Source organism: Pampinifervens navoyensis, assembly GCF_046159715.1.
Lineage (GTDB): Bacteria > Aquificota > Aquificia > Aquificales > Aquificaceae > Pampinifervens.
On sequence record NZ_JBJXCT010000007.1, the window covers coordinates 72,471 to 94,273 of the forward strand.

The following is a 21,803-nucleotide window of genomic DNA, read 5'->3' on the forward strand; positions in this document are numbered from 1 at the left end:
GCATATTAATATAGCACTATCTGAGGACTTCTGCCAGTATACCCATGGCTTCGTCCACATGCTGTTCCTGAATTATGAGGGGGGGCACAAACCTGAGAACCCTCTCTGAAGTGCAGTTTATCACAAGACCCTTCTCAAGAGCCTTCAACGCCACCTGAGAGCATTCCCCGTCCAGCTCAAGACCAAGCATTAGACCCCTTCCCTTCACCCTGCCTGCCTTCAGCTCCTCAAGCCTGTGTTTAAAGTAATTCCCTACCCTCTCTATCTGGGGAAGAAGACTCTTTACCTTTTTTACCACCACCATGGCGCCCGCACAGACCAGAGGGTTGCCCCCAAAAGTTGAGCCGTGAGAGCCCGGCTTGAAAGCCTGTGCCACCTCCTCCCTTGCCAGAAGCGCACCTATGGGAAGCCCACCCCCCAGACCCTTGGCAAGGGTTATGATGTCTGGCTGTATGCCGTAGTGCTCGTAGGCGTAGAACTTCCCGGTTCTTCCAACACCTGTCTGCACCTCGTCCACCACAAGAAGTAGACCCTCCCTTCTGCAGAGCTCCTGAAGCCTCTGGAGAAACTCCATCTGAGCCTCGTTTATGCCACCTTCGCCCTGAATGACCTCAAGCATTATGCCTGCAGTTTCTTTTCTGAGAGCCCTCAGCACCGACTGGAAGTTGTTAAACTCTGCATAGTCAAAGCCCTCCAGCAGTGGTTCAAAGCCTTTCTGAATCTTCTCCTGAGCGGTTGCAGACATGGCACCGAAGGTCCTTCCATGAAAGCCCCTGTAGAAGGTGATAATCCTATATCTCTTTTCCCCCCTCTCGTAGAAGTATCTTCTCACCAGCTTTATGGCTCCCTCGTTGGCCTCTGCCCCGCTGTTGCAGAAGAAGACCTTTCCCCTTGTCCAGAAGCTTTTGATAAGCTCACCAGCCAGCTCTTCCTGCCAGGGGTTTTCAAAGAGGTTGGAAACGTGCAAAAGCCTCTGAGTCTGCTCGCAGATAGCCTGAGTGAGCTCAGGGTCTGCATAACCCAGAGCATTGACCGCAATACCTGCCAGAAGGTCAAGGTATTTCCTGCCCTGCTCGTCGTAAAGGTACACGCCCTTCCCCCTCACAAAGCGGACAGGAAGCCTTCTGTAAGTGTCCATAAGGTGCATGGCTAAATAGTCTACCACTTCTTAACTATTTTTAACCGGACTGGTATGTTATAACGCAAGTTGCAGGTTAGACTACAGCCATCTATCTTTACCTCTTGACCACACTGAACACATTCTCAGCAAGCCTCCTGTATCCTTTTCAGCTCAGGTTATAATATTGATATTGAATGTGCTTTTTAACATGGTTTTATGGAGGTATAAAGATGAGAAAGTTAGCACTTGTTATGGTAATGTATTCTCCTGCCCTTGCCTTCTTTCCCTTTGAGGCAGAGGACGCAGGCACGCTGGGAGGACTGGGAAACTTCCAGTTTGAAACCAATTACGCCAGCTTTAAATACTACAACGGAGCAAGAAGGCAGAGCCTGGACTTTCAGTTTCAGGCTGGACTTTTAAAGAACATGGACCTTGCCCTCCTTCAGCCCTATGTGAAGCTCAGGGAATGGGGGGAGAGGCTCAGCGGTCTGGACGACCTTAGGGTTTTCATAAAGCACATACCCTATGAGAAAGAGGGCTGGAGAGCAGGCTACAGGCTACAGCTCAACCTTGACACGGGCAAAAGGGGCATAGGCTACGGAAAGACCACCGCCAACCTCAACCTTATTCTTGAAAGAGACATAGGTAGGCTCACCCTCAACCTGAACGGCGTATACCTAAAGTCCTCCCATGTGGAAGGTCTGAGGGACGCCTACGGCGTCATATTTCATGCCTACGGCAGACCCACTCAGTGGCTCACCCTCGGTGCAGAGCTAAAATACATAAGACCAGAGCAGAGAGAATCAAAGAGAGATACCCATGCTCTCCTTGGCATACTACTGCATCCCACAGAAAGCATAGACCTCAGCTTTGGTCTTCACAAAAGCCTCAACAAACATCCTGCACAGCCAGACTATGGCTTTCTTGCCGGCTTTCTCTACAGGTTCTGATAGCCGTTGCTTATGGGCATCCTCCAGTCCTTTCCAAAGGCTCTCTTTGTGAGCTTTGGACCGGGAGGTGCTTGCTTTCTTTTGTATTCCGCTCTTTTTACCATCTGCAAAACTCTTCTTACAAGCTCCCTGTCATACCCTTCAGATACTATCTCCTCCAGACCCATGCCCTCCTCTATGTGCAGCTCCAGAACCCTGTCCAAGAGCTCGTAAGGTGGAAGGGTGTCCTGGTCTGTCTGACCGGGCCTTAGCTCTGCGGTGGGAGGTCTCAGGAACACCCTCTCGGGAATGTCTGGGCTAATGGAGTTTCTGTATCTGGCAAGCCTGTAGACCCATGTTTTGTAAAGGTCCTTTATGGGGGCAAAGCCCCCCGCCATGTCTCCGTAGATAGTGGTGTATCCCACCGCAGACTCGCTCTTGTTGGAGGTAGACAGCACAAGCCAGCCATACCTGTTGGAAAGGTAAAAGAGTATGTTTGCCCTTATGCGAGCCTGAAGGTTTTCCTCTGCGGTTGTAAGCTCCTGTGAATTTACAGTATTGAGATAGCTCCTGTAAACCTCTGTGATGGGATATTCAAGAAGCTCAAAGCCTAAATTTTTTGCAAGTTGGTAAACATCCTCTCTGCTCTCTCTGGAGGTAAACTCCGAAGGCATAAAAACGCCAACCACCTTCTCCTTTCCCAGGGCGTCCACCGCAAGGCAGGCAACAAGAGAAGAGTCTATCCCACCAGAAAGACCCAGAACCACCCTTTCAAAGGAGTTCTTCCTCACGTAGTCCTCTAATGCCAGCCTTATGGCTCTGTAGAGCTCTTCCTCCTCTGAAGGGGAGCTTTCCACACGGGCAGACACCCTTTCCCTTTCCGGAAAGTCCGAAAGCGATACGGGTTTTACCCTTTCTACAACCCTCTCGCGGAGTCTGAGGTCTAAAAGCCTTTTCCTTCTTACCCTCTCTATATCAAGGCTTACAAGGAGCAGGTCTTCCTCAAAGGCCTTTGCCCTTGCCATAACCTTGCCCTCCGGGTCCACAACAATGCTCCTGCCGTCAAAGACCAGCTCATCCTGTCCCCCCACCATGTTCACGTAGACCACATATGCCAGATTGTCCTGAGCCCGAGCCTTCAGGAAGTTCTCTTTGAACTGATACTTCCCTCTGTAGTAGGGAGAGGCGTTTATGTTTATGAGCACTTCACAGCCAGAAAGGGCGTAGTATCTTTCCCAGCCGTCGGGATGCCATATGTCCTCACACACAGAAAAGCCCACTCTTACGCCGTTTATTTCAAGCATGAGAGGCTCCCTTCCAGCTCTGAAGTATCGTTTCTCATCGAAAACAGAATAGTTGGGAAGGAAAGTTTTTTTATACACACCCAGCACCTCACCCCTGCCTATCAGCACAAGAGCGTTGTAAAGGTCTTCCTCGTAGTAGGGGGTTCCGAGAACTAAAAGTGAGGACATACCCCTGGATAAGCTCACAAGCTCATCAAGGGCTCTACGGCATTTTCTCAGAAAATCCAGCTTCAAAAGTAGGTCCTCAGGAGGATAACCACACAGAAAAAGTTCAGGGAAGATAAGGAGGTGGGATTGGGTATCTATCTTTTCCCATATACTCTTTATTTTCCGAAGATTTCCGCTTATGTCCCCCACAACTGGATTTGTCTGGCAGAGGGTTATACTGAGAGACATGGCTTAATATTTTAGACCTTTAAAGGCTTGACTGAAGCAAAAAGTTTTATAATTTATAATGGAGGTTTGCAGGATGTTTATGGAGAAGAACACGAACGTGCAGGACGAATACATAGAAGAGCTCAAGAGAAAGGGTGCTACCGTAACCGTGTTCCTGACAAGAGGGAACAGAATAACGGGCAAGGTGCTTGACCATGATAAGTACACCTTGCTTCTTGAGGTGGAAGGCGAACCAAACCTCATATACAAGCACGCCATAAGCACCATAGTGCAAGGGGGTTAATGAAAAGTATTCTCGTAAGCCTCATAGAAAACAGCAAGAAGGATAGCAGCGAATCTCTTGAGGAACTCAAGGAACTTCTCAAGGCGGTGGGGGGCCACTGCCTTGGATACATAATCCAGAGGAAGAGCCATCCAGACCCTAAATACTATGTGGGTGCAGGAAAAGTGGAAGAGATAAGGCAGGTGGCAGAAGGCACCGGAGCGGATGTGGTCATATTCGACACCTTCTTGAGCCCCTCTCAGGTGGCAAACCTTGAAAGGGCTATAGGCAGGAGAATTATGGACAGGGCAGACCTTGTGTTGGAAATATTTTCCAGGAGGGTAAGGTCAAAGACCGCCAAGCTGCAGGTAGAGCTGGCAAAGCTCACATACGAGCTCCCGAGACTCTACGGAAGAGGAAAGGAGCTCTCAAGGCTTGGGGGTGGCGTGGGAACAAGGGGCCCTGGTGAGCAGGAGGCAGAGATAAGAAGAAGATGGATAAAGAGGAGAATACAGCAGATAAAGGAGGAACTTGAGGACATAAAAAGGCAGAGAAGAGAGCAGAGGAAAAAGAGGGAAAGCTCAGGAGAGCTCAAAGTTATAAAGGTAGCCCTTGTAGGCTACACAAACGTGGGAAAGTCCAGCCTGATGAGAGCCCTCACGGGGAGAGAAACACTGGTGGCGAACATGCCTTTTGCCACACTTGACACCACAACCTCTGCAAGGCTTCTCTTTCCAGACATAAAGGTTCTGATCACCGACACGGTGGGCTTTATCAGAAAGCTACCTCCTGAGCTCATAGAGTCCTTCAAGGCAACCCTTGAGGAGGTGCAGGAGGCGGACATTATCCTGCATGTGATAGACCTTTCGGACAAGGGCTGGCTTGAGAAGGTAAAGGTGGTCAGAGATATACTCAGAGACCTCTCTGCAGAGGAAAAGCCTGTTATATACGTTTTCAACAAAGCGGACAGAGTGGTGGAAAAGGAGGAGGACATAAAGTATCTTACAGAGCCCGCCTTTATGGAAGGCAGGTCAGTGGTGGTTTCCGCAGTTAAGGGTTGGGGGATAAGAGATTTGCTTGAAGCTATAAGGGAAAAGGTGGAAGAGCTTCAGGGAGCGATTGGATGAAGAGACATCTTGTGATACTGGGCGCCCAGTGGGGCGATGAAGGAAAGGGTAAGGTGGTGGACCTTCTCTCTGCGGACTTTGATATGGTAGTCCGATATCAGGGTGGAAGCAACGCAGGGCATACGGTGATGGTGGGGGATGAAAAGTTCGTCCTGCACCTTCTGCCAACCGGGATACTCCATGAGCATGCAGTGGGTGTGGTGGCTCAGGGTATGGTGGTGGACCTGGAGCTTCTGGTCAGGGAGATGGAGGAGCTCCAGGCAAGGGGTCTGAAAGTATGGGAAAGAGTTTTTATCAGCGACAGGGCGCACCTTGTGCTCCCCTACCATAAGGTGCTTGACTCTCTCTTTGAGAGGAAGGGAAAGATAGGAACCACCCTGAGGGGTATAGGACCCTCTTACATGTTCAAGTATGGAAGGAAGGGTATAAGGGTCTGCGACCTTGAGGACCCGGACAGAACCTACAGGCTAATAAAGGAAAACATAGAGTTTGTAGCAGACCTGTGTGAGAAGGTCTACTGCGAAAACCACAGCATGGATGCACAGGAAATATTTGAAGGCACCATGGAAAACTACAGAAGGATAAGGGAGAGGGTAGTGGATACCACGCGTCTGCTTCTGAACTTTGAGGGCAGAGTGCTTTTTGAAGGTGCTCAGGGAACCATGCTGGACATAGACATGGGCACATACCCCTATGTTACCTCCTCCAACGCCTCAGCCCTTGGACTTTCCAACGGAACGGGGCTTCCACCAAAATACTTTTTAGAAGCAAGCTTCTGGGCCGTCTCAAAGGCATACGCCACAAGGGTGGGAGAAGGACCTTTTCCCACAGAATTGAAGGGAGAAGAGGGCGAACTTCTCAGAGAAAGGGGCGGAGAGTATGGAGCTACTACGGGAAGACCAAGGAGGTGTGGATGGCTTGACCTGGTTGCCCTCAGGCATGCGGTGGAAGTGAACGGGCTTGACGGGCTTATAATCACAAAGCTGGACGTGCTGGATGCTTTTGAAGAGATAAAGGTCTGCGTAGCCTACGAAATTGATGGAAGAGAAAGAGACAGCTTTCCTGCAAGCCTGAGTGCCCTCTCAAGAGTAAAACCTGTTTACAGGACCTTTAAGGGCTGGCTAAGAGACACCAAGGGGGCAAAAGACCTACAAAGCCTTCCAGAGCAAGCCCTCTCCTACCTTGACTTTATCCAGAGCTATCTGGGTGTTCCCATAGTGATGCTTTCCACAGGTCCGGAAAGGGAGGAATACCTCTGGCTTGAAGTGCCCGCATGGAAGGAAGGGTGAGGCTTTCTGAAAAGACTCTCAGGTCAATAAGGGAAACTGCAGAGGAGGTCTTTGGCAAGGAGGTGGAGGTCTATCTCTTTGGCTCAAGGACAGACCCTGCGGAAAGAGGGGGAGACATAGACCTGCTTATAAAAGCACCCATGAAAGTGGTGCCGTATCCAGAGGGTGAAGAGGAAAAGCCCATACACAGGATAGCATTGGAAGAAGGTGTAAGGCTTTGAGAGAAAAGCAAGTTCCCGCTCTTATACACTACTACACCGCCTGCCAGAAGAACTACACAGATATGAAGGAGGAGGGAATATTCTCTTCATAAGGGTTAGAGGAAAAAGGCTAAGGCTCCTGCCAAGCCTGCTAAGCTCTACCAGAATCCTGCTTGGACTGCTCTTTCTGTTTTTCCTGCTTAAAGGCAGGCTTGGAGAAGGGCTCCTTGTTTTTATTCTAGGTGTCTTCAGCGACAAGCTGGATGGCTTTCTGGCAAGGAGGTTCAGGGTAGAGAGTGAGGCTGGAAAGGTTGTAGACCCCGTATCGGACAGGATATTTGTAGCTCTTGCTTTTCTTGCCCTTTATTTTGCACCGCTCAAGATTGACGTGAGCTGGTGGGCTGTTCTGCTAACGGTGGGGCAGGACATTGCTCTCGCACCTGTGGGCGCTTATGCAACCCTCATCAGACACAGGGTAAAGGTTTCAATTCTTGGAAAGCTCGTCACCTTCTATCAGTATCTTTTTGTTATGCTTGTCCTTTTTCTGAACCTTCTTGACGTGAGCCTAAACCTGCTACCCTTTGAGCTCCTTCTTATAACCCTAAACCTTCTTTCTGCAGGGCATCATGTATACCTCTGGCTACTGAAAGGGAAGAATGGGGCTTCCTGAGCCTTCTTATGTTTTCTCTAAGAGATTCCCTGAACTGGCTATCTTCAAAGAAGAACCTCAGGACTCTACCGAGCTCTCTCCTGTTGCCGGCAACCATTCCCGCCTCGTTTTTCAGAAGATACAGAGCGTTGTAGTATTCCTGACCGGGGAGTGGTCTGTAGACGAGAAGAGGTGTCTCTGCAGAAAGAGCTTCTGAAGTGGTTATGCCACCTGCCTTTGATATGAGAAGAACAGACCTACCCATATATCTCGCCATCTCTTCGTGGGTGAGGACTCCTTCAACCGCCTCAACCCTTCTGAATCTCATTTTCACCTTCTGATAAAGTCTTCTGTCGGTGCCACACAGCAGTGTTATTTTTAGGTTCCGGGGAACAACTTCTTCGACCACCTTACATATCTCCATAACGGAGGGGGTCATACCAAACATACCTGCACTTATGAGGACTGTGTCCCTGTCTCTTTCCCGGAACTTCTCAAACTCGGGATTTATGGGTATACCCGTGACTTGAACCCATCCGCAGACCACACCCTTTCTGTGTAAGTGAAACTTTACCTCCTCTGAAGGCACGAAGTAAACATCTATACCGTCATGAAGCCACTGCACATGGGCAACGAAGTCCGTTATCACCACAAAACTCTTCGGAACAGAAAAGCCTCTCTCTCTAAGTATCCTGAGCATGCCCGCGTAGGTAGGGTAGACCGCCACCACCGCATCCGGTCTTTCTTCTTCTAAAAGCTCCCTCAGCTTATCAATGCCCGGAAGGGAGAGGAGAAAGTTAAGGATGCTGTCCTTTTCAAGGTCATAGGTGGAGTTGTAAAAAAGCCCGTAAACTCCGGGAAAGTATTTCATCATGTATACGTAGAACCTTGCGTTAATCTGGTTCAGTCTCGGGTTCATGAGGTGGTAGGGGTCTTCTATCCTGACGCTTGCAGAGTAGTTTTCCTCAAGGGCTCTTTTGATAGCCCTTGCAACGCTGTTATGCCCCCCACCAAAAGAAGAGGTGAGTATCAACACCTTCATTTAGCCATTTTAATTATAAACACAGCAAGCCCCATTAGAGAGTGTAAGAAAACAAGACTATATCCAGTGGGCATATCAAGCCAGAAGGAAAGGGCTATTGCCAGAAAGCTCCAGAAGGTCCCCCATACCCAGGCAAAGACAAGCCCCCTACCCAGAAGCAGAGAAACGAGGGCAGGGGATACAAGAAGAGAGAAGACCACAAGCACGCCAGCAAGCTTGACTGAGCTGGCAAGGGTAAGGGAAAATAGGGCAAAAAAGGAAAGCTCCCGCAGAAGCCCTCTGAGATACCTGCGAAGGTATAGCATTATGCCGATGGCGGAGTATATGAATGCGGTTTTTAACACCTCTTCAAGTCTTACGAAAAGGATGTCGCTGGCTGTGAGCCTTTTGAGCTCCTCCATGCCATGGGCAGAGAAGGACAGTATAAGAACTACAAGGGAAAAGCCAAGGGCGTAGAGAAGACCTATGAAGGCTTCAGCATAATCTTTAAGCCTTTGAGACAGGGCTATGAGAAGGCTGGCAAGCAGGCCAAAGAACAAGGAAAATAAGTAGGTATATTCTCCATGAAAGAGCATGAGGGAGAGGGCAATGCCCACCCCTGAAAACTGAGCCACCGCAATGTCTGTGAAGATTATACCCCTGCGGACTATCTCCCTGCCAAAGTAGGCATGAATGCCCACAAGCAACACAGAGAGAAGAAAGCTGGAAAGAAACAAGTCCCATATCACTGAGATAGCCTCCTCAGGATTATGTCATACATTTCAAAAAGGCTTTTTGCACCTTCGGAGCCCACGTCGCTGGGAAGTATAGCCACCTTTGCACCTATTTGCTCTGCCACCCTCTGGGCAGTCCTTCTCTCTCCAGCCCTGAAGCCCTCAATGACCACATACCTCACCCCCTGACCTTTTGCGGAGGACACAAGCTGTTCAAGATGTCTTGCGGTGGGGGGAATACCAGGAATAGGCTCTAAGGTGCCTATAGTCTGTATTCCATAGCGATTAAAGAGATAGTTGTAGGTTTTATGCCACTGGATAACTTTCAAGCCTCTGAGCTTTAAAAAGCCCTCGTCCCATTCCTTCAGCTTTGCATTCCATCTTCTGAGGAAGTCCTCAAGGTTTGACCTGTAGAAAGAGCATTCAGACTGCCTGAGCTGACACATCCTTTCGGTGACCGCTTTTGCGAGCACTGGAATGTTGTAGGGGTCATACACGTAGTGAGGATTTCCCTCCGGATGCACGTCCCCCATCTCTCTGGAAACCCTCTCAGGCTTTTCTATTATCTGGACAAACTCCGAGAGATCCAGAAAACCCTCCCTTCCCGGCTGAATTCTTGGATTGTTGGACTGCTGAAGGAGTGGTGGAAGAAAGCCAACTTCAAGGCTCGCACCGTTTATAACCAGCAGGTCCGCATCCCTTAGCTTTGCTATATGAGAAGGTCTTGGCACCACAAAGTGAAAATCTTCATCCGGACGGGCTATAACATGCACCCTTACCCTGTCCCCACCCACTTCCTTCACCAGCTCCCCTATCCATGGGTAGGTGGCAACTACCCTCAGCTGGGCAGAGGCAAAGGAGAGGCTAAGGAGCAAAAAGACCAGCAGACTTTTCATGGCTCACACCTCCTTGTATGTTTACCCCCTTCCCCCTCAGCCTCCCCTCCCCTTATAGAGGAAAGGAGCTTTTTACTACCTATAAGCAGGGCAAGACCCACCACGCTGGCTGAAGCCCCAAGGCATGCGGGACAGTGCCCACAACCGCAGGCAGAAAACACCCCAAGGGTGCCAGCGTAAGGAACAAGAGGGAGCGTCTTTACGAAGACTTTCTTAAGCATAATAACCCCTCCCCCCTCCTGTCATAAACGGTGCTTCCACAGTAGAGGGAGCAAGGCTCAGCGTGACCGAAGAGACAGAGCGATTAGAAAATTTCTTAATGAAAAAGATTTTGATTGTATTCTTGCAGGGAGTTAGATATGCGGGGAGTGACCCCCCGCCTGCGATTTCAGAAAGGATGCGCACCATGGGCTCCTATGGCAAAGTTGAACTGCAGGATGACCTCTTTTACGGGCTTGCGTTTCTGACCCTCGTAGAAGGCTCTGTTTTCTCCCACCTGAAGCCTTATGCGTGAAAACTCAGTGGGTGTGTATTCAAGCATGGCGTAGTAGGCAGGAAGGTTGTCGGGTGCCCACAGGGCAGTGCCGTTTCTTTTAACATCGTTCTTGTTTATAAGCTCATAGCGAACACCTGCCCTCCACTGCTTGTGGAACCTGCCCACAAGCTGTGCATAAAAACCTGCCTGTTTTCTGTCAATCTTTGCTGTAGTCACGTTCCCAGCGTTGTTAAAGCCATACCTTGTCCCATCCTGGTCTCTCCACATATACTCACCCTGCAGAGCCAGATATCTGACGCTGTCTATCTGATATCTTGCGGTAAGGTCAAAGCCGTATAGCTTGGTCTTCGCATCCAGTCCGTGGTCGTCATGAGCGTGTCTGTGCTTACCCTGAGCGTAAGAAAGCCCGGTAAGCACGGAGAGCCTTCCAAGGTCAAAGGAGGTCTTCATATAGCCCACATAGAGGTTTGGAACTGGCTTGTCGCCAATTTCAAAGGTATTGCTTGGATTGTTTGGGTCAGTTATGGTAAAGCCCTTGTAGCCAAAGCTCTGGTCGTTCTCCCCCTGAAGCACCTCAAGACCAAAGAGAAGATAAAAGGGTGTAGGTGCAAGCCAGTTTATACCTATGCCTTTCTCCACAAGCCCGTCATCACCAAGAAATACCTTGTTGGGAAGTGGCTGGGTGGCAAAGTCCCATGCGTGAGGGTGCTGTGCGTTGAGCCTTCCAAAACCGCTCCTGAACTTACCCACCTTCAGCTGTAAGCCACCGGGAAGACCTCTAGTGACCGCATAGGCTTCTTCTATTTCCGCACCATCTTCGGAGAAGGGTATGGTCGCATACAGGTCAAAGTAAGGGTCAACAGGAGCATACAGATACAGCTCTCCGTAGTTGAGGTTAAAGCCTCTCTTATCGTTCAGGAGTGCATGTCCGTGCCCGTTGTGCTCGTGCCTGTGCCAGAGCCTGGGAATTACAAGCTCCTCGTATTCCTTATCCTTTCTGTTTCTTGCCACCGCAGAAAAGTCCAGTATGAAGGAAATGTCGGGTAGAAAGGCGGTCTGTCTGAAGGGAGAAACCTGATATGCTCTCAGCCTTTCGTCAAACTTTGCCCTGAGCTGGAGACTTCTGTCTGCGGGCTCTGGCTTTGTGAGCTCTTTCTTTTCCTCTGGCTTTGACTGCTGAGCTTTTTCAAGGGACTGAATTTTTCTTTCCAGCTCCTGTATGAGCTTTCTATGCTCTTCCAGCTGACGCTTCAAGTCCTGAAGGTTTTCCTGTGCAAAGGTAAAGCCAAACAGACCTGTCAGAAAAATAAAAGCCTTTCTCATCTCTTCACCTCCTTAAAGTGTTATGACCTGCTGGACGCCCAGTTGCTGGGCTTTTCCATAAAGGTTTGGAAAACACCCTATAGTGGCACCATCCACGAGTTTGTCCGCTATGTTTCTTTCGTAACAGCACTGGTCGCAACCCATCAGAAAGCCAATCTTTCCATCCCTGAGAAGTTTTGCAAGCCTCTCCCCTATGGGGTTTCCCTTCACCAGCACATAGTTGTTGTCAAGAAAGAAAAACATCCCTGAGACCTCTACCGGGTGGGCGTCGTTTTCCAGCTGGGGCAGTATCATTCTGCCCAGTATGTAGCTGGCGCTGTTTAGCGTGCTGAAAATGTATAAAACTTTCATGGCATGCACCTCCTTTTGAGTTTTTATAAGGGGTCGGTGTAGAGGTTTAGAGGGCAGGAGGTGCTCTACAGTGCGTGGTCTTTATAAGGGGTTTAAATACTGGCTGAAGGGGTTTTTCCTGAAATTTTACAGGGATTGTGAGAATTCTTATGTCTAAACTGGGCTTGTAGCTGGGGGTGTCCAGCTGGGTATGCTGGAGGATACATACGGAGCAGTCTACATGAAGCTCATGGTCCTCGTGGTGATGCTCTGCCACCGCAAAGTCCGCAAAGAGCAGGAGCAGCGTGCTGAGAAGGGAGACCACCAGCTTCATGCTGAAAGTGATTTTAACATTCACAATATCAGATGTCAACCTTCTCAGGATATATCTCTAAAGCTTCCTCTGGCAACTGCCAGTTCATTATAAGGTCAATCTTATAAGGTATGTCAAGCTCCTCAAGCTCTGAGTAGAGCTTCAGGTAGCGGTCAAAGCTCATACCCGGAGCCACAAGAAAAAGGTCTATGTCTGAAGCCTTAGAGTAATTGCCTCTTGCCCTTGAGCCAAAAAGATAAACCTTCTCCACCTCTGGATACTTTCTAAAGACGCTCTTTAGAAGTTCAAGAGTCTTAGTGTCAAGAGCTACTCTGTTCATATTCCTTCTCAAGCCTTTCAAAAGCGTTCTGGAGTTTTTCAAATTCTGACATATACTGTTCCACTATTGCTTTAATCACCTGCTCCGCAAGGCTCTGGTCGTAGGTGTGTGATGTGAGGTTTCTAGCAGACATCATCTGTATCCATAGCTCACCGTCCTCTATAAGACCATACCTGAAGGCTGTTCTTATGGCATCCCTTGAGCCTTTTATGTCCGTATGTCCCTGATAAAGAAGATAGTCTCTCAGTAAGTTCCAGCCAAGTTCAAACACATACTCAAAAGCTTGAATCATACCCTGCTTTTCCAGGTCTGTAAGCTGCCTTTCCCCGAATAGCTCCACCGCAGACCTGAGCTGTTTTAGAGCTTTTCTGTAGTTTTCAAGCCTGTAGACCCACCTTGGTTTTTGCTCCATGTTTTATAATGTTAACCCATGGAAAAGGCAAAAATAGGTGTTCTCACTATTTCTGACAGGGCAAGCAGGGGAGAATACGAGGACATAAGCGGTAAATACATAATAGAGTATGTGAACGAAGTTATAACCTCTCCTTTTGAGGTGGTTTATCGTATAGTTCCCGACGAGAGGGACCTAATAGAGGGTGCACTCATCCATATGTCAGATGTGGAGGGCTGTTGCCTGATACTCACCACAGGCGGGACGGGACCAGCGCCCAGGGATGTGACGCCTGAGGCTACAGAAGCGGTGTGCCAGAAGATGCTTCCTGGATTTGGTGAGCTCATGAGGGCGGTATCTCTAAAGCAGGTTCCCACTGCCATACTCTCACGCCAGACAGCAGGAATAAGAAACCGGACTCTCATAATAAACCTGCCGGGAAAGCCTCAATCCATAAAGGTATGTCTTGATGCCGTCTTCCCTGCAGTGCCTTACTGCATAGACCTCATAGGAGGTCCATACATAACCACCGACGAGACAAAGGTCAAAGCCTTCAGACCCTCAAAATAGACTTATCGCCTTCTGGTAAACTTAAGCAGCTTTCCATCCCTTGCATCTATCACCGCAGTGCCCTCAGACCCCCTAACTCTGTAGAAACACTCTCCCGTTTTTCTGTTCTGAGATAGCTGAGCGGACTGGACATTCCCCACATGTTGCCTTGCGTTGTTTATTGCCTGTTCAAGACTTATGGAGGGTCTACAATCTTCAAGGGCAAAGCTGGCCATTGGTAAGAGAAAGAGAAGCAACTTCATGCCCCAACCTCCTGCGAATTGTCTGTTTATTTCACCTCTTTCATCTTGCCCAGGGCTTCCTGCAGTGCCTGCATGAACTCTTCTGCCCTGTCCTCAAAGACCATTAGCCTGTTCTTCTTGTCCTCAGTCTGCTCTGTGATTATCAGGTAGGCAGAACCGTCCCTGCCCTTCTTAATGTCAAAAAAGTAAGTCCTTTTGCCAGCGTTCAGCTTCTTTGAATAGAGCCTTTCCCTTTCCACGATAAAACCTCCTCCCTTCTATTATAAGGTAAATACCTCTTCCACATCCAGCTCAAAGCCCTCGAGAACCTTTGACTTTACCCTACCCTTCTCTGTAGCGTAAGAAAAAAGCTCATAACCCTTCTCTGTAAGCTCATAGACCATTATGGTCTTTTCTAAAGGAAAGACAAGCCAGTATTCTTTAATGCGGTGTTTTTCGTAAATTTTCATCTTATCGGTTATGTCTCTTTTGAGGGTGGAAGGTGAAACCACCTCCACCACAAGGTCTGGTGAGCCGTGTATTCTGTTGCCTACTTTGGAAGTATCTGATACATAGACTATATCCGGCTGAAGCACCATATCTTCTGAAAGCACCACATCAATAGGTGATGCAACTACAAATCCAGTCTTTCTGCTATCTACCCATGAAAGCATGTTTGATGCAATCCTCAATACTACCAGTTGATGCATAAAGCTCGGCGCCGGCATTTCGTAGACCTCCCCGTCAATGAGCTCAACCCTGCTCTCCTCTGGATAGAGTTTAAAAAACTCCTCAGCGGTCAGCCTTGTTTTAACCTCCATCACAGACCTCCAAAAAGCTCTTCCACCTCCAGCTCAAAGCCCTGCAGGACTCTTGACTTTACTTTGCCCTTCTCTGTGGCATAGGAAAGGAGCTCATAACCCTTTTCTGTAAGCTCATAGACCATTATGGTCTTTTCTAAAGGAAACACAAGCCAGTATTCTTTTACACCATATCTCTCGTAAAGCTTCATCTTATCTGTCAAATCCCTTTTGAAGGTGGAAGGCGAGACTATTTCCACTACAAGGTCCGGAGAGGCGTATATCCTGTCTCTAACTTCTGAAAGGTCTGACATATAGACAATGTCCGGCTGGAGAACCGTATCCTCTGAAAACACCACGTCCACTGGAGAGATAAAGACCTCACCCTGAATATCCTGCTTCATAATTAATTCCTGCATACTCCTTGAGATGTAAAAAAGCACTCTCTGATGGTGAACACTTGGCGCGGGCATCTCGTAGACCTCCCCTTCTATGAGCTCCACTCTGGACTCTTCGGGATAGAGTCTGAAAAACTCCTCTGCGGTGAGCTTTGTTTTTGTTTCCATAAGGTTAAATATAGGCTGGATGGGGGCAGAAGCCCCCATGTTAAAGTATTAGAGAAGTTCCTTTACCTTTGAGACCACCTCATCGTAATTGGGCTCCTGAGTGATTTCGGGCACAAGCTGTATGTAGGCGATTTTGCCCTCCCTGTCCACTACAAAGACAGCCCTTGCAAGAATGCCCTTGAGGGCACCCTCAGATATTAGGACGCCATACTTTTCCATATCCCTGTATCTGAAGTCAGAAGCCACCACCACGTTGCCTATGTTGAAGCTCTCGCAGAACCTCTTCTGTGCAAAGGGCAGGTCCATGGATATGACGCATACCGCAACTCCGTTCATACCAGCCATGAGCTCGTTGAACTTTTTTGTCTCCGTCTCACACACGGGGGTATCAAGGGATGGAACGGTGACTATGACCTGCACCTTATCGCCGGGACCTCCCACAGCTATCTCCTGAAGGTCTTTTGTAACTACGTATGCCACAGGGGCATCGTCTCCCACCTTGAGAGCAGGTCCACACAGAGCAACGGGATTGCCCTTTAGGTTAACAGTCTGTGCCATGATTTTACCTCCTTATGGGTTTTGCTCTTATTTTAAGGGCTGTGAAAGGCTTCTCATAATGATTTATATCAACTGGAGAAGCGGAATTCAGGCTCTTGGCTACGCTATGTGTAAGGGCTGGACGGGTCTGAAGATATAAGTCCTTAAAACCCTTCAAAAACTTCTTCTACAGCAAGCTCAAAACCCTCGAGAACTTTAGACTGGACTTTTCCTCTATCTGTTGCTGACGAATAGAGCCTGTAACCTTCTGATGTAAGTGTGTAAACGATTATAACCTTTTCAAGTGGCAGAACAAGCCAGTATTCCTGTACCCCGCTCTTTTCGTATATTTTCATTTTATCAGTCAGGTCTCTTATGATTGTGGAAGGTGAGACTATCTCAACAACCAGCTCTGGCACCCTGTCTATTCTCGGGCTAGAAAAGGAGAATTCCCTTGCCCATACCACATCCGGCTGAAGCACTGTATTTTCCGAGAAGACAACATCAACCGGAGCCACAAACACATTACCGTAAGTCCTTTCCTTCACGAAAGACTTCATGGCAGAAGCAATCCTCATCAGAATTTCTTGATGTATAAGGCTCGGTGCTGGCATCTCATAGACCTTCCCTTCAACAAGCTCTACTCTGGACTCTTCCGGATATAGCCTGAAGAACTCCTCAGCGGTCAGTTTTGTCTTTGCCTCCATCACAACCCTCCAAACACCTCCTCCACTTCCAGCTCAAAGCCCTCAAGAACCCCTGACCTGACCTTTCCTTTTTCTGTGGCATAAGAAAAGAGCTCATAACCCTTTTCTGTGAGCGTATAGACCATTATGGTCTTCTCTAAGGGAAACACGAGCCAGTATTCTTTCACTCCGTGTTTTTCGTAAATTTTCATCTTGTCGGTTATGTCCCTTTTAAAGGTTGAAGGAGACACTACCTCCACCACAAGGTCTGGAGAGCCGTATATTCTGTCTCTTACCTTTGAAGGGTCAGACACGTAAACTATATCGGGCTGGAGAACGAGGGTCTCTGAAAGTACCACATCAATGGGTGATGGAACTGTTCTGTCCCTTGCCTCTGGGTGCTTCAGAAGAGCTGAGAGTATCCTTACCACTATGAGCTGATGCTTAAAGTTGGGTGCCGGCATTTCGTAAACCTCCCCTTCAATAAGCTCCACTCTACTCTCTTCCGGGTAGAGTTTGAAAAATTCCTCAGCTGTGAGTTTGTTTTTTGTTTTCATGTATTAAAATATAAGCCGTAAAAGCTCTGGAGGTAAAGCAGTCATGGGGAGAAGAGGGTTAAGTCTCGTTGAGCTTTTTATAGCAATTACTATAGTGGCAATACTTGCGGGCGTAGCCATACCCCTCGTGGGGGAGTACTACAGGGCATACAAATATAACGAGTATGTGCTTCAGGTAGAAAGCACCATAAAGTGGGCAAGACTCATAGCCATGGAAAGGGGCATAAATGTGGGCATATGCGTGCAGAGCAACATGCTCACCCTTCACGATATGGGGACAAGGAGGTCTGGCATATGCAACGGAGATGGGATGAGAAAAGTGGAGATAATGGACAACTTTGTCCAACTGAATGCCACGGGTGGAGGCTCAGCCTTTGACCCGAGAGGATTTGCCATATTTAGCAGCACCGTGTTCGTCAGGCGAACTGATACTGAGCGATGTGAATGCTACACCTTACAGCCTCTAAGGGGGCTTATAAGAAGGGGAACATGCACTGGAACCAACTGTCAGTAGTTTCACGATGCCTTCACGCAGAGTATCTTTCGTAGCCTTAAACTAAATGTGCAAGGAAGGTGTGGAGATGAAAAAGGGCTTTAGCCTCATAGAACTTCTCATAGTGGTGGCTATCATCGCCATTCTTGCGGGCATAGCCATACCCTTTGTAAGGGAATACTACAGAGCTTACAAGTATCAGGAATACGTGCTTCAGGTAGAAAGCACCCTCAAGTGGGCAAGAATGGTTGCAATAGAAAGGGGTGTAAACACAAGCATATGTCAATCAGGAAATGGAATTGCCGTCTATAATATTGGAGTATCAAGAAACTTGACATGTGGTGGAGATGTAGTAAGAAGTGTAAGTGTTGCAGAGTCTGACGCCCAATTTGTGCAGATAAACGCTAATGGTGTTACCGGGTTTGACCCGAGGGGTCTCGCCATAAACACCTCTGATGCCACAGTAGATGTGAGAAGAACAGATACAGGAAGATGCGTAAGATACACCATAAGGGGCTTTGGCCCATCAATAGTAAGGGGGTCATGTCAATGAGAGGCTTTACTCTCGTGGAAGGTCTTGTGGCGGTGCTCATAACCTTTATAGTTGCCGTGGGCATAGCAGGGCTTCTTACTTTCTTCGGTATATACAACAGGCAGAACATACTTCAGACCTGTTTAGTGCAGGCGGCGAGCTCAGCCATAGAAGCATGCAGAGGTGGAAACGCTGTGGGCAACATACAGTGCAATCGCTTTAATGTATCAATCAGCGTGAGTGGAAGCTGTAATCCCCGTATCAATTCCTGTAGCACTGTGACCGCAACAGCATCCGCTGAGGGCAGGAGCTTCAGTCTTACAGATATAGTGTGCAGATTTGATTGAGGTGAATGTCATGAAAAACAGAGGTATATCTCTCGTTGAACTTCTTGTAGCCATAGTGGTTGCTACCATCATACTTGGCGCAGTGGCAAGCATGTTCATAGGCTCAAACAGAGCTTTCAGGGGGAACAGGGATGTTTCTGAGATGAGCGAGGATGTAAGGAATGCTATAACCACCCTTGAGTTCCTTTTCTCAAGATGGGGGGCTGGAGTACCCTGCCCTGGAAACACTACAGACCAGAACAACGTATGCAACATAAACCCCAATCTCATACCCCCCTGCAACAACCAGTATCCACCACAGGACCCCATGTGTATGGACATTGCAGGTAGCTCGGTGACCTTTTATGCCAACCTTTACGGAATAGGGTTTGTAAGAGCCGTAAGCGGTAACAACGCAACTGTGATAAGTTGCAGGCTAAACACCGGGGCAAATCAGAACTGCTATTATGTATGGCACAACGCAAGAATAAAGCCGGGATATGATAACAACGGGCGACCTGTAGTGGTCTCTCTTGGGGGCTCACTGAATCAGCCAGACTGTATGACGGGTATGAATACGGTAAGCATACCTGCAAACCTGGGGAACAATGTCAACCTGGGAGCCGGGGACTACATAACCCGTGTGCCACACAGAATCACCATACGTATGGATGGTGATTGGCTCGTGATGGACAGGGTGGACATGGCTGGCAACTGCACGGATAACGAGAACGCAGTCCGAATAGGAAGGGTTCAGAACTTCAGCGTGCAGGCTCAGGGCAGGTCTGTCAGGGTGGATGCCACCTTCCTCAGTGCAGACGGCAGGCAGTATCAGATAACAAGGTATTACGGGAGGTGATAGCCATGAGAGAAAAAGGCTTTGCTCTTGCCACAACGCTCGTGATAGCGGTTGTGGTGCTTATCATGGGTATGGCGGGCATGTATATGACGGAGATGGGCTTTAGGTCCATAACCTCTGAATCCAGATGGCATCTTGCAGAAAAGGCTGCGAACGCAGGAATAATGGAGGCAACAAGAAGAAGATTTGATGGCGCTGAATGTGCAAACATTGGTGGAACAATGAACTACAACGGTGCAAGCGTAGAGGTTCAGACAGCTGATGCGGGCGGTGCATGTTTTGTGTGGTCAAGGGCAACTATTGGAAACGCAAGGGTGGTCAAGGTTGCTGTGCTCACAGCAAGGACCTATGCAAACCTTGGAGCCGCCAACTTTTTAGAGCTTGATGGCATAAATCTTGGTGGCTCCGGAGCAATAGCCAGCTGTGAAGAACAGTGCAGGACGTCGGCTCTTCTGACAGGAAATCTGGTGCAGAACCCACCAAGAGAAAACGAGGTTCAGAGATGTCCGAATAACCCGCGAGGAACAACAGCCCTTGTGGACCCTTATGTACCCAGCGCCTTTCCCCCTGGAACGGACCTGACAAGAGATGTCTTTGACGGAGCAAGAAACAGAGCTGAGCTTCTTGACCTCTTATCAAGAAACTTCGGAGTGAGCTTTGCAACCGATGGAAGACCAAGCCTCTCAACCGCCGGACTTCCACAGGAATGCGTTAACAACAACTTCAGCAGTTGCACTGCCTCAGGAAACACAATATCCTGTGGCTCTGGAAATAACGCTGTAAGCTTTGTATGGAACGGCACCGCCTACGAAAAAAGACAGGGCAACGCCACCCAGGCCATATGTGAAAGGGTAAACCTTGGAAACAACGCAAATCTTAGCTTTTCTGGAACATTCACCGGTGGAGGTGTAGTCTCGGCCAGCAACGTAAACCTTGGAAATGGAACAGTAAACGGCCAGAATCTAACGCTTGTTGCGAGTGGCAGAGTGGAAGATGGTGGAAATGGTCTTAGGGTCAACAATGTAAACGTCTTTGCGTACAACATCCATCTGAATGACCGGAACATAAGATGGAATGGCGGTCTTTTATACACTGGCGGAGGGAATGCCACGAGCTGTTCAGACCCGCCAGCAAACGGTTGCTTTTACATAGACCTCAACTCACAGAGTGCTCTCGGTTCCGAACAGAATCCTGTTCTCATAATAACCGACAACAACATGGTCATAAGCAGGAATGGCACGGCGGAGATAAACGGTCTTGTTTTCGCAACCAGCAACAGCAGACAGTTCTCCATAGGTTCTGGAAATGGAACCTTTGACATAAACGGGATGTTAATAGTCAATTCAACAGGTCAAAACGCCAACAACAGGATAGACATAAGCGGTAACTTTGAAATATGGTTCAATTCTCAGGTCGTAAGGAACCTCAGCAACATGTTCAGCTTTGTGAAACCACCGCTCTGTGCCAACGTGACCGCTGGAGTGCCCTTCATTCAGACAAAGACCACCACCTACTGAAAGGCACGGGACCCTCTGCGGTCCCTTATATTCTTCAGACCCATCCCAGACCAGGCTAATAGTCATCAAGAATCAGTCCCTGTCTTCTGTATATCCTGAAAAAGAAAGGGAGGAAACCTGCAGGTTTTAGATAGATTATTTAGAATCAAACCTACTGACAGCTCACAGAACCGCCATCACCGAGGGTGCATGTAACTGAACCCACAAGTCCAGAAACTGTGCAGGTGCAGGATGAGCCATCAGCAGAAAGAGTACAACCTGCAGGTGGAGTGTATGGGTCGTTTTCTACTGTTGAAGCTGAATATTCCGACAGACAGACTCTGGCATTAGCCAGTGCAGAAGCCCTGTAGGACTTTCTTATGGCATCTCCAAAAAAGGCGATGGCAATGGAAACAAGAACAACAAGAATGGCAATTGCCACAAGAAGCTCAACGAGTGTAAAACCCCTCGCCGTTCTCATTTTCAACCCCCAAAAGCAAAAAAGCCCCCGGATGGGGGCTTAGGAAAGATTCATATTACTCGCAGTTCACTCCGCCCTGAGCGACTGTGCATGTAGCGCTCTGCTGTCCTACAGTGCAGGTGCAAGAGGTTACATCTCCTTGACAACCGGCTGGAACTTGCGTGCTTACACCTGCCTCAATTGCTGCATAGGCTGTGAGGCACTGTCTTGCGTTGGCTATGGCTGCTGCCTTCTGTGACCTTTCCCTGTACTGGTTGAAGGCTGGTATGGCTATGGCTGCAAGTATGGCTATGATGGCTATGACCACAAGAAGCTCAATCAGGGTGAAACCCCTGTTTGCCTTTGCTGACCTTGCGGTCGCTTCGTAGATTGCTCTCATGGTAAACCCTCCTTTAGAGTATTTCCTCCCCTGCCCGGGCATTCGGAGGATGATAATAGTTTACTCCGCATATGAGATATGTCAAGAGACTTCACGAAAATTTCACGAAAAAGGGCTACTCCACGTCCCCCTTGTGGGAAACCTCAAGCACTTTGTATAAAAGCATACGGATTTCTCTTA

At 48.6% G+C, this 21,803-nt stretch carries 32 protein-coding genes; 12 read left to right on the forward strand and 20 right to left on the reverse strand.

What is annotated here, in order from left to right; genetic code table 11:
* Positions 1 to 16 precede the first annotated feature (16 nt).
* Positions 17 to 1,147 (reverse strand): aspartate aminotransferase family protein, encoded by a 1,131-nt coding sequence (locus tag ACKRDP_RS06545; RefSeq protein ID WP_409154012.1) that lies wholly within the window; start codon positions 1,145 to 1,147, stop codon positions 17 to 19.
* A 203-nt stretch (positions 1,148 to 1,350) separates the two neighbouring features.
* Here ACKRDP_RS06545 and ACKRDP_RS06550 point away from each other — a divergent pair, with 203 nt between their 5' ends.
* Positions 1,351 to 2,070 carry a hypothetical protein gene (locus ACKRDP_RS06550; RefSeq protein ID WP_409153973.1) on the forward strand — a complete coding sequence of 240 codons (720 nt, stop codon included), beginning with the start codon at positions 1,351 to 1,353 and terminating at the stop codon, positions 2,068 to 2,070.
* Here the strand turns inward: ACKRDP_RS06550 and ACKRDP_RS06555 are convergent.
* Complete coding sequence (locus ACKRDP_RS06555) at positions 2,058 to 3,749, reverse strand: NAD+ synthase (protein ID WP_409153974.1); 1,692 nt, start codon at positions 3,747 to 3,749, stop codon at positions 2,058 to 2,060. The genes ACKRDP_RS06550 and ACKRDP_RS06555 overlap by 13 nt on opposite strands.
* A 79-nt stretch (positions 3,750 to 3,828) precedes the next feature.
* On the opposite strand from ACKRDP_RS06555, the gene hfq reads away from it, so the two are divergent.
* From hfq to ACKRDP_RS06580, 5 genes are all read left to right on the forward strand, one after another.
* Complete coding sequence (gene hfq / locus ACKRDP_RS06560) at positions 3,829 to 4,032, forward strand: RNA chaperone Hfq (protein ID WP_409153975.1); 204 nt, start codon at positions 3,829 to 3,831, stop codon at positions 4,030 to 4,032.
* Positions 4,032 to 5,138, forward strand: coding sequence for a GTPase HflX (gene hflX, locus ACKRDP_RS06565; protein WP_409153976.1), 1,107 nt, complete (start codon positions 4,032 to 4,034; stop codon positions 5,136 to 5,138). Before hfq ends, hflX begins: the two co-directional genes overlap by 1 nt.
* Entirely contained in the window at positions 5,135 to 6,427 is a 1,293-nt protein-coding gene (locus ACKRDP_RS06570; protein ID WP_409153977.1) for an adenylosuccinate synthase, read from the forward strand. Before hflX ends, ACKRDP_RS06570 begins: the two co-directional genes overlap by 4 nt.
* Complete coding sequence (locus ACKRDP_RS06575; protein WP_409153978.1) at positions 6,412 to 6,648, forward strand: nucleotidyltransferase family protein; 237 nt, start codon at positions 6,412 to 6,414, stop codon at positions 6,646 to 6,648. The genes ACKRDP_RS06570 and ACKRDP_RS06575 overlap by 16 nt, the downstream gene beginning before the upstream one ends.
* A 127-nt stretch (positions 6,649 to 6,775) precedes the next feature.
* A complete protein-coding gene (locus ACKRDP_RS06580; RefSeq protein ID WP_409154013.1) occupies positions 6,776 to 7,297 on the forward strand; it encodes a CDP-alcohol phosphatidyltransferase family protein in 522 nt (173 codons plus the stop codon).
* Here the strand turns inward: ACKRDP_RS06580 and ACKRDP_RS06585 are convergent.
* From ACKRDP_RS06585 to ACKRDP_RS06625, 9 genes are all read right to left on the reverse strand, one after another.
* Positions 7,221 to 8,318 (reverse strand): MGDG synthase family glycosyltransferase, encoded by a 1,098-nt coding sequence (locus ACKRDP_RS06585; protein WP_409153979.1) that lies wholly within the window; start codon positions 8,316 to 8,318, stop codon positions 7,221 to 7,223. The genes ACKRDP_RS06580 and ACKRDP_RS06585 overlap by 77 nt on opposite strands.
* Complete coding sequence (locus ACKRDP_RS06590) at positions 8,315 to 9,046, reverse strand: metal ABC transporter permease (RefSeq protein ID WP_409153980.1); 732 nt, start codon at positions 9,044 to 9,046, stop codon at positions 8,315 to 8,317. Before ACKRDP_RS06590 ends, ACKRDP_RS06585 begins: the two co-directional genes overlap by 4 nt.
* Positions 9,043 to 9,927, reverse strand: coding sequence for a metal ABC transporter solute-binding protein, Zn/Mn family (locus ACKRDP_RS06595; protein WP_409153981.1), 885 nt, complete (start codon positions 9,925 to 9,927; stop codon positions 9,043 to 9,045). Before ACKRDP_RS06595 ends, ACKRDP_RS06590 begins: the two co-directional genes overlap by 4 nt.
* Positions 9,924 to 10,148: a hypothetical protein gene (locus ACKRDP_RS06600; RefSeq protein ID WP_409153982.1), complete on the reverse strand. Its 225-nt coding sequence runs from the start codon at positions 10,146 to 10,148 to the stop codon at positions 9,924 to 9,926. Before ACKRDP_RS06600 ends, ACKRDP_RS06595 begins: the two co-directional genes overlap by 4 nt.
* Before the next feature lie 167 nt (positions 10,149 to 10,315).
* Positions 10,316 to 11,746, reverse strand: a complete 1,431-nt coding sequence (locus ACKRDP_RS06605) for a hypothetical protein (protein WP_409153983.1) — start codon at positions 11,744 to 11,746, stop codon at positions 10,316 to 10,318.
* Between the two features lie 12 nt (positions 11,747 to 11,758).
* The gene (locus ACKRDP_RS06610) at positions 11,759 to 12,097 is read right to left on the reverse strand and encodes a sulfur reduction protein DsrE (RefSeq protein WP_409153984.1); all 339 of its coding nucleotides are present in this window, start codon (positions 12,095 to 12,097) and stop codon (positions 11,759 to 11,761) included.
* 46 nt (positions 12,098 to 12,143) lie between these two features.
* A complete protein-coding gene (locus ACKRDP_RS06615) occupies positions 12,144 to 12,434 on the reverse strand; it encodes a hypothetical protein (protein ID WP_409153985.1) in 291 nt (96 codons plus the stop codon).
* Between the two features lie 4 nt (positions 12,435 to 12,438).
* On the reverse strand, positions 12,439 to 12,729 hold the full coding sequence (locus ACKRDP_RS06620) for a nucleotidyltransferase domain-containing protein (RefSeq protein WP_409153986.1): 291 nt from the start codon (positions 12,727 to 12,729) through the stop codon (positions 12,439 to 12,441).
* Positions 12,710 to 13,141, reverse strand: a complete 432-nt coding sequence (locus tag ACKRDP_RS06625; protein WP_409153987.1) for a nucleotidyltransferase substrate binding protein — start codon at positions 13,139 to 13,141, stop codon at positions 12,710 to 12,712. Before ACKRDP_RS06625 ends, ACKRDP_RS06620 begins: the two co-directional genes overlap by 20 nt.
* 18 nt (positions 13,142 to 13,159) lie before the next feature.
* On the opposite strand from ACKRDP_RS06625, the gene mog reads away from it, so the two are divergent.
* Positions 13,160 to 13,690, forward strand: a complete 531-nt coding sequence (gene mog / locus ACKRDP_RS06630) for a molybdopterin adenylyltransferase (RefSeq protein WP_409153988.1) — start codon at positions 13,160 to 13,162, stop codon at positions 13,688 to 13,690.
* Between the two features lie 2 nt (positions 13,691 to 13,692).
* Here mog and ACKRDP_RS06635 read toward each other — a convergent pair whose 3' ends face one another.
* From ACKRDP_RS06635 to ACKRDP_RS06665, 7 genes are all read right to left on the reverse strand, one after another.
* Positions 13,693 to 13,932, reverse strand: coding sequence for a PepSY domain-containing protein (locus tag ACKRDP_RS06635; protein ID WP_409153989.1), 240 nt, complete (start codon positions 13,930 to 13,932; stop codon positions 13,693 to 13,695).
* A gap of 26 nt (positions 13,933 to 13,958) precedes the next feature.
* Positions 13,959 to 14,171 carry a DUF3276 family protein gene (locus ACKRDP_RS06640; RefSeq protein WP_409153990.1) on the reverse strand — a complete coding sequence of 71 codons (213 nt, stop codon included), beginning with the start codon at positions 14,169 to 14,171 and terminating at the stop codon, positions 13,959 to 13,961.
* A gap of 21 nt (positions 14,172 to 14,192) precedes the next feature.
* Positions 14,193 to 14,732, reverse strand: coding sequence for a Uma2 family endonuclease (locus tag ACKRDP_RS06645; protein WP_409153991.1), 540 nt, complete (start codon positions 14,730 to 14,732; stop codon positions 14,193 to 14,195).
* Positions 14,732 to 15,277 carry a Uma2 family endonuclease gene (locus tag ACKRDP_RS06650; RefSeq protein WP_409153992.1) on the reverse strand — a complete coding sequence of 182 codons (546 nt, stop codon included), beginning with the start codon at positions 15,275 to 15,277 and terminating at the stop codon, positions 14,732 to 14,734. Before ACKRDP_RS06650 ends, ACKRDP_RS06645 begins: the two co-directional genes overlap by 1 nt.
* 48 nt (positions 15,278 to 15,325) lie before the next feature.
* Positions 15,326 to 15,835, reverse strand: a complete 510-nt coding sequence (gene tpx, locus ACKRDP_RS06655; RefSeq protein WP_409153993.1) for a thiol peroxidase — start codon at positions 15,833 to 15,835, stop codon at positions 15,326 to 15,328.
* Positions 15,836 to 15,978: 143 nt separating this feature from the next.
* Positions 15,979 to 16,521 (reverse strand): Uma2 family endonuclease, encoded by a 543-nt coding sequence (locus tag ACKRDP_RS06660; protein ID WP_409153994.1) that lies wholly within the window; start codon positions 16,519 to 16,521, stop codon positions 15,979 to 15,981.
* A complete protein-coding gene (locus ACKRDP_RS06665; RefSeq protein WP_409153995.1) occupies positions 16,521 to 17,057 on the reverse strand; it encodes a Uma2 family endonuclease in 537 nt (178 codons plus the stop codon). The genes ACKRDP_RS06660 and ACKRDP_RS06665 overlap by 1 nt, the downstream gene beginning before the upstream one ends.
* Before the next feature lie 43 nt (positions 17,058 to 17,100).
* On the opposite strand from ACKRDP_RS06665, the gene ACKRDP_RS06670 reads away from it, so the two are divergent.
* The 5 genes from ACKRDP_RS06670 to ACKRDP_RS06690 all read left to right on the forward strand — a co-directional run bounded on the left by ACKRDP_RS06670 (position 17,101) and on the right by ACKRDP_RS06690 (position 20,784).
* On the forward strand, positions 17,101 to 17,571 hold the full coding sequence (locus ACKRDP_RS06670) for a pilus assembly FimT family protein (protein WP_409153996.1): 471 nt from the start codon (positions 17,101 to 17,103) through the stop codon (positions 17,569 to 17,571).
* 67 nt (positions 17,572 to 17,638) lie between these two features.
* Positions 17,639 to 18,103 (forward strand): GspH/FimT family pseudopilin, encoded by a 465-nt coding sequence (locus ACKRDP_RS06675; RefSeq protein WP_409153997.1) that lies wholly within the window; start codon positions 17,639 to 17,641, stop codon positions 18,101 to 18,103.
* On the forward strand, positions 18,100 to 18,429 hold the full coding sequence (locus ACKRDP_RS06680; RefSeq protein ID WP_409153998.1) for a type IV pilus modification PilV family protein: 330 nt from the start codon (positions 18,100 to 18,102) through the stop codon (positions 18,427 to 18,429). Before ACKRDP_RS06675 ends, ACKRDP_RS06680 begins: the two co-directional genes overlap by 4 nt.
* A 10-nt stretch (positions 18,430 to 18,439) precedes the next feature.
* Complete coding sequence (locus ACKRDP_RS06685; RefSeq protein WP_409153999.1) at positions 18,440 to 19,267, forward strand: PilW family protein; 828 nt, start codon at positions 18,440 to 18,442, stop codon at positions 19,265 to 19,267.
* A gap of 5 nt (positions 19,268 to 19,272) precedes the next feature.
* Positions 19,273 to 20,784, forward strand: coding sequence for a hypothetical protein (locus ACKRDP_RS06690; protein WP_409154000.1), 1,512 nt, complete (start codon positions 19,273 to 19,275; stop codon positions 20,782 to 20,784).
* Between the two features lie 151 nt (positions 20,785 to 20,935).
* On the opposite strand, the gene ACKRDP_RS06695 is transcribed toward ACKRDP_RS06690, so the two are convergent.
* Both ACKRDP_RS06695 and ACKRDP_RS06700 read right to left on the reverse strand, forming a co-directional pair.
* On the reverse strand, positions 20,936 to 21,244 hold the full coding sequence (locus ACKRDP_RS06695; protein WP_409154001.1) for a type II secretion system protein: 309 nt from the start codon (positions 21,242 to 21,244) through the stop codon (positions 20,936 to 20,938).
* Between the two features lie 55 nt (positions 21,245 to 21,299).
* The gene (locus ACKRDP_RS06700) at positions 21,300 to 21,623 is read right to left on the reverse strand and encodes a type II secretion system protein (protein ID WP_409154002.1); all 324 of its coding nucleotides are present in this window, start codon (positions 21,621 to 21,623) and stop codon (positions 21,300 to 21,302) included.
* Between the last annotated feature and the right edge of the window lie 180 nt (positions 21,624 to 21,803).

Bases quoted from the DNA above. Each gene is read 5' to 3' on its own strand.
- ACKRDP_RS06545 (WP_409154012.1), bottom strand. From the start codon at position 1,147: ATGCACCTTATGGACACTTACAGAAGGCTTCCTGTCCGCTTTGTGAGG.
- ACKRDP_RS06550 (WP_409153973.1), top strand. From the start codon at position 1,351: ATGAGAAAGTTAGCACTTGTTATGGTAATGTATTCTCCTGCCCTTGCC.
- ACKRDP_RS06555 (WP_409153974.1), bottom strand. From the start codon at position 3,749: ATGTCTCTCAGTATAACCCTCTGCCAGACAAATCCAGTTGTGGGGGAC.
- hfq (WP_409153975.1), top strand. From the start codon at position 3,829: ATGGAGAAGAACACGAACGTGCAGGACGAATACATAGAAGAGCTCAAG.
- hflX (WP_409153976.1), top strand. From the start codon at position 4,032: ATGAAAAGTATTCTCGTAAGCCTCATAGAAAACAGCAAGAAGGATAGC.
- ACKRDP_RS06570 (WP_409153977.1), top strand. From the start codon at position 5,135: ATGAAGAGACATCTTGTGATACTGGGCGCCCAGTGGGGCGATGAAGGA.
- ACKRDP_RS06575 (WP_409153978.1), top strand. From the start codon at position 6,412: ATGGAAGGAAGGGTGAGGCTTTCTGAAAAGACTCTCAGGTCAATAAGG.
- ACKRDP_RS06585 (WP_409153979.1), bottom strand. From the start codon at position 8,318: ATGAAGGTGTTGATACTCACCTCTTCTTTTGGTGGGGGGCATAACAGC.
- ACKRDP_RS06595 (WP_409153981.1), bottom strand. From the start codon at position 9,927: ATGAAAAGTCTGCTGGTCTTTTTGCTCCTTAGCCTCTCCTTTGCCTCT.
- ACKRDP_RS06600 (WP_409153982.1), bottom strand. From the start codon at position 10,148: ATGCTTAAGAAAGTCTTCGTAAAGACGCTCCCTCTTGTTCCTTACGCT.
- ACKRDP_RS06605 (WP_409153983.1), bottom strand. From the start codon at position 11,746: ATGAGAAAGGCTTTTATTTTTCTGACAGGTCTGTTTGGCTTTACCTTT.
- ACKRDP_RS06610 (WP_409153984.1), bottom strand. From the start codon at position 12,097: ATGAAAGTTTTATACATTTTCAGCACGCTAAACAGCGCCAGCTACATA.
- ACKRDP_RS06620 (WP_409153986.1), bottom strand. From the start codon at position 12,729: ATGAACAGAGTAGCTCTTGACACTAAGACTCTTGAACTTCTAAAGAGC.
- ACKRDP_RS06625 (WP_409153987.1), bottom strand. From the start codon at position 13,141: ATGGAGCAAAAACCAAGGTGGGTCTACAGGCTTGAAAACTACAGAAAA.
- mog (WP_409153988.1), top strand. From the start codon at position 13,160: ATGGAAAAGGCAAAAATAGGTGTTCTCACTATTTCTGACAGGGCAAGC.
- ACKRDP_RS06635 (WP_409153989.1), bottom strand. From the start codon at position 13,932: ATGAAGTTGCTTCTCTTTCTCTTACCAATGGCCAGCTTTGCCCTTGAA.
- ACKRDP_RS06645 (WP_409153991.1), bottom strand. From the start codon at position 14,732: ATGGAGGTTAAAACAAGGCTGACCGCTGAGGAGTTTTTTAAACTCTAT.
- ACKRDP_RS06650 (WP_409153992.1), bottom strand. From the start codon at position 15,277: ATGGAAACAAAAACAAAGCTCACCGCAGAGGAGTTTTTCAGACTCTAT.
- tpx (WP_409153993.1), bottom strand. From the start codon at position 15,835: ATGGCACAGACTGTTAACCTAAAGGGCAATCCCGTTGCTCTGTGTGGA.
- ACKRDP_RS06660 (WP_409153994.1), bottom strand. From the start codon at position 16,521: ATGGAGGCAAAGACAAAACTGACCGCTGAGGAGTTCTTCAGGCTATAT.
- ACKRDP_RS06665 (WP_409153995.1), bottom strand. From the start codon at position 17,057: ATGAAAACAAAAAACAAACTCACAGCTGAGGAATTTTTCAAACTCTAC.
- ACKRDP_RS06670 (WP_409153996.1), top strand. From the start codon at position 17,101: ATGGGGAGAAGAGGGTTAAGTCTCGTTGAGCTTTTTATAGCAATTACT.
- ACKRDP_RS06675 (WP_409153997.1), top strand. From the start codon at position 17,639: ATGAAAAAGGGCTTTAGCCTCATAGAACTTCTCATAGTGGTGGCTATC.
- ACKRDP_RS06680 (WP_409153998.1), top strand. From the start codon at position 18,100: ATGAGAGGCTTTACTCTCGTGGAAGGTCTTGTGGCGGTGCTCATAACC.
- ACKRDP_RS06685 (WP_409153999.1), top strand. From the start codon at position 18,440: ATGAAAAACAGAGGTATATCTCTCGTTGAACTTCTTGTAGCCATAGTG.
- ACKRDP_RS06690 (WP_409154000.1), top strand. From the start codon at position 19,273: ATGAGAGAAAAAGGCTTTGCTCTTGCCACAACGCTCGTGATAGCGGTT.
- ACKRDP_RS06695 (WP_409154001.1), bottom strand. From the start codon at position 21,244: ATGAGAACGGCGAGGGGTTTTACACTCGTTGAGCTTCTTGTGGCAATT.
- ACKRDP_RS06700 (WP_409154002.1), bottom strand. From the start codon at position 21,623: ATGAGAGCAATCTACGAAGCGACCGCAAGGTCAGCAAAGGCAAACAGG.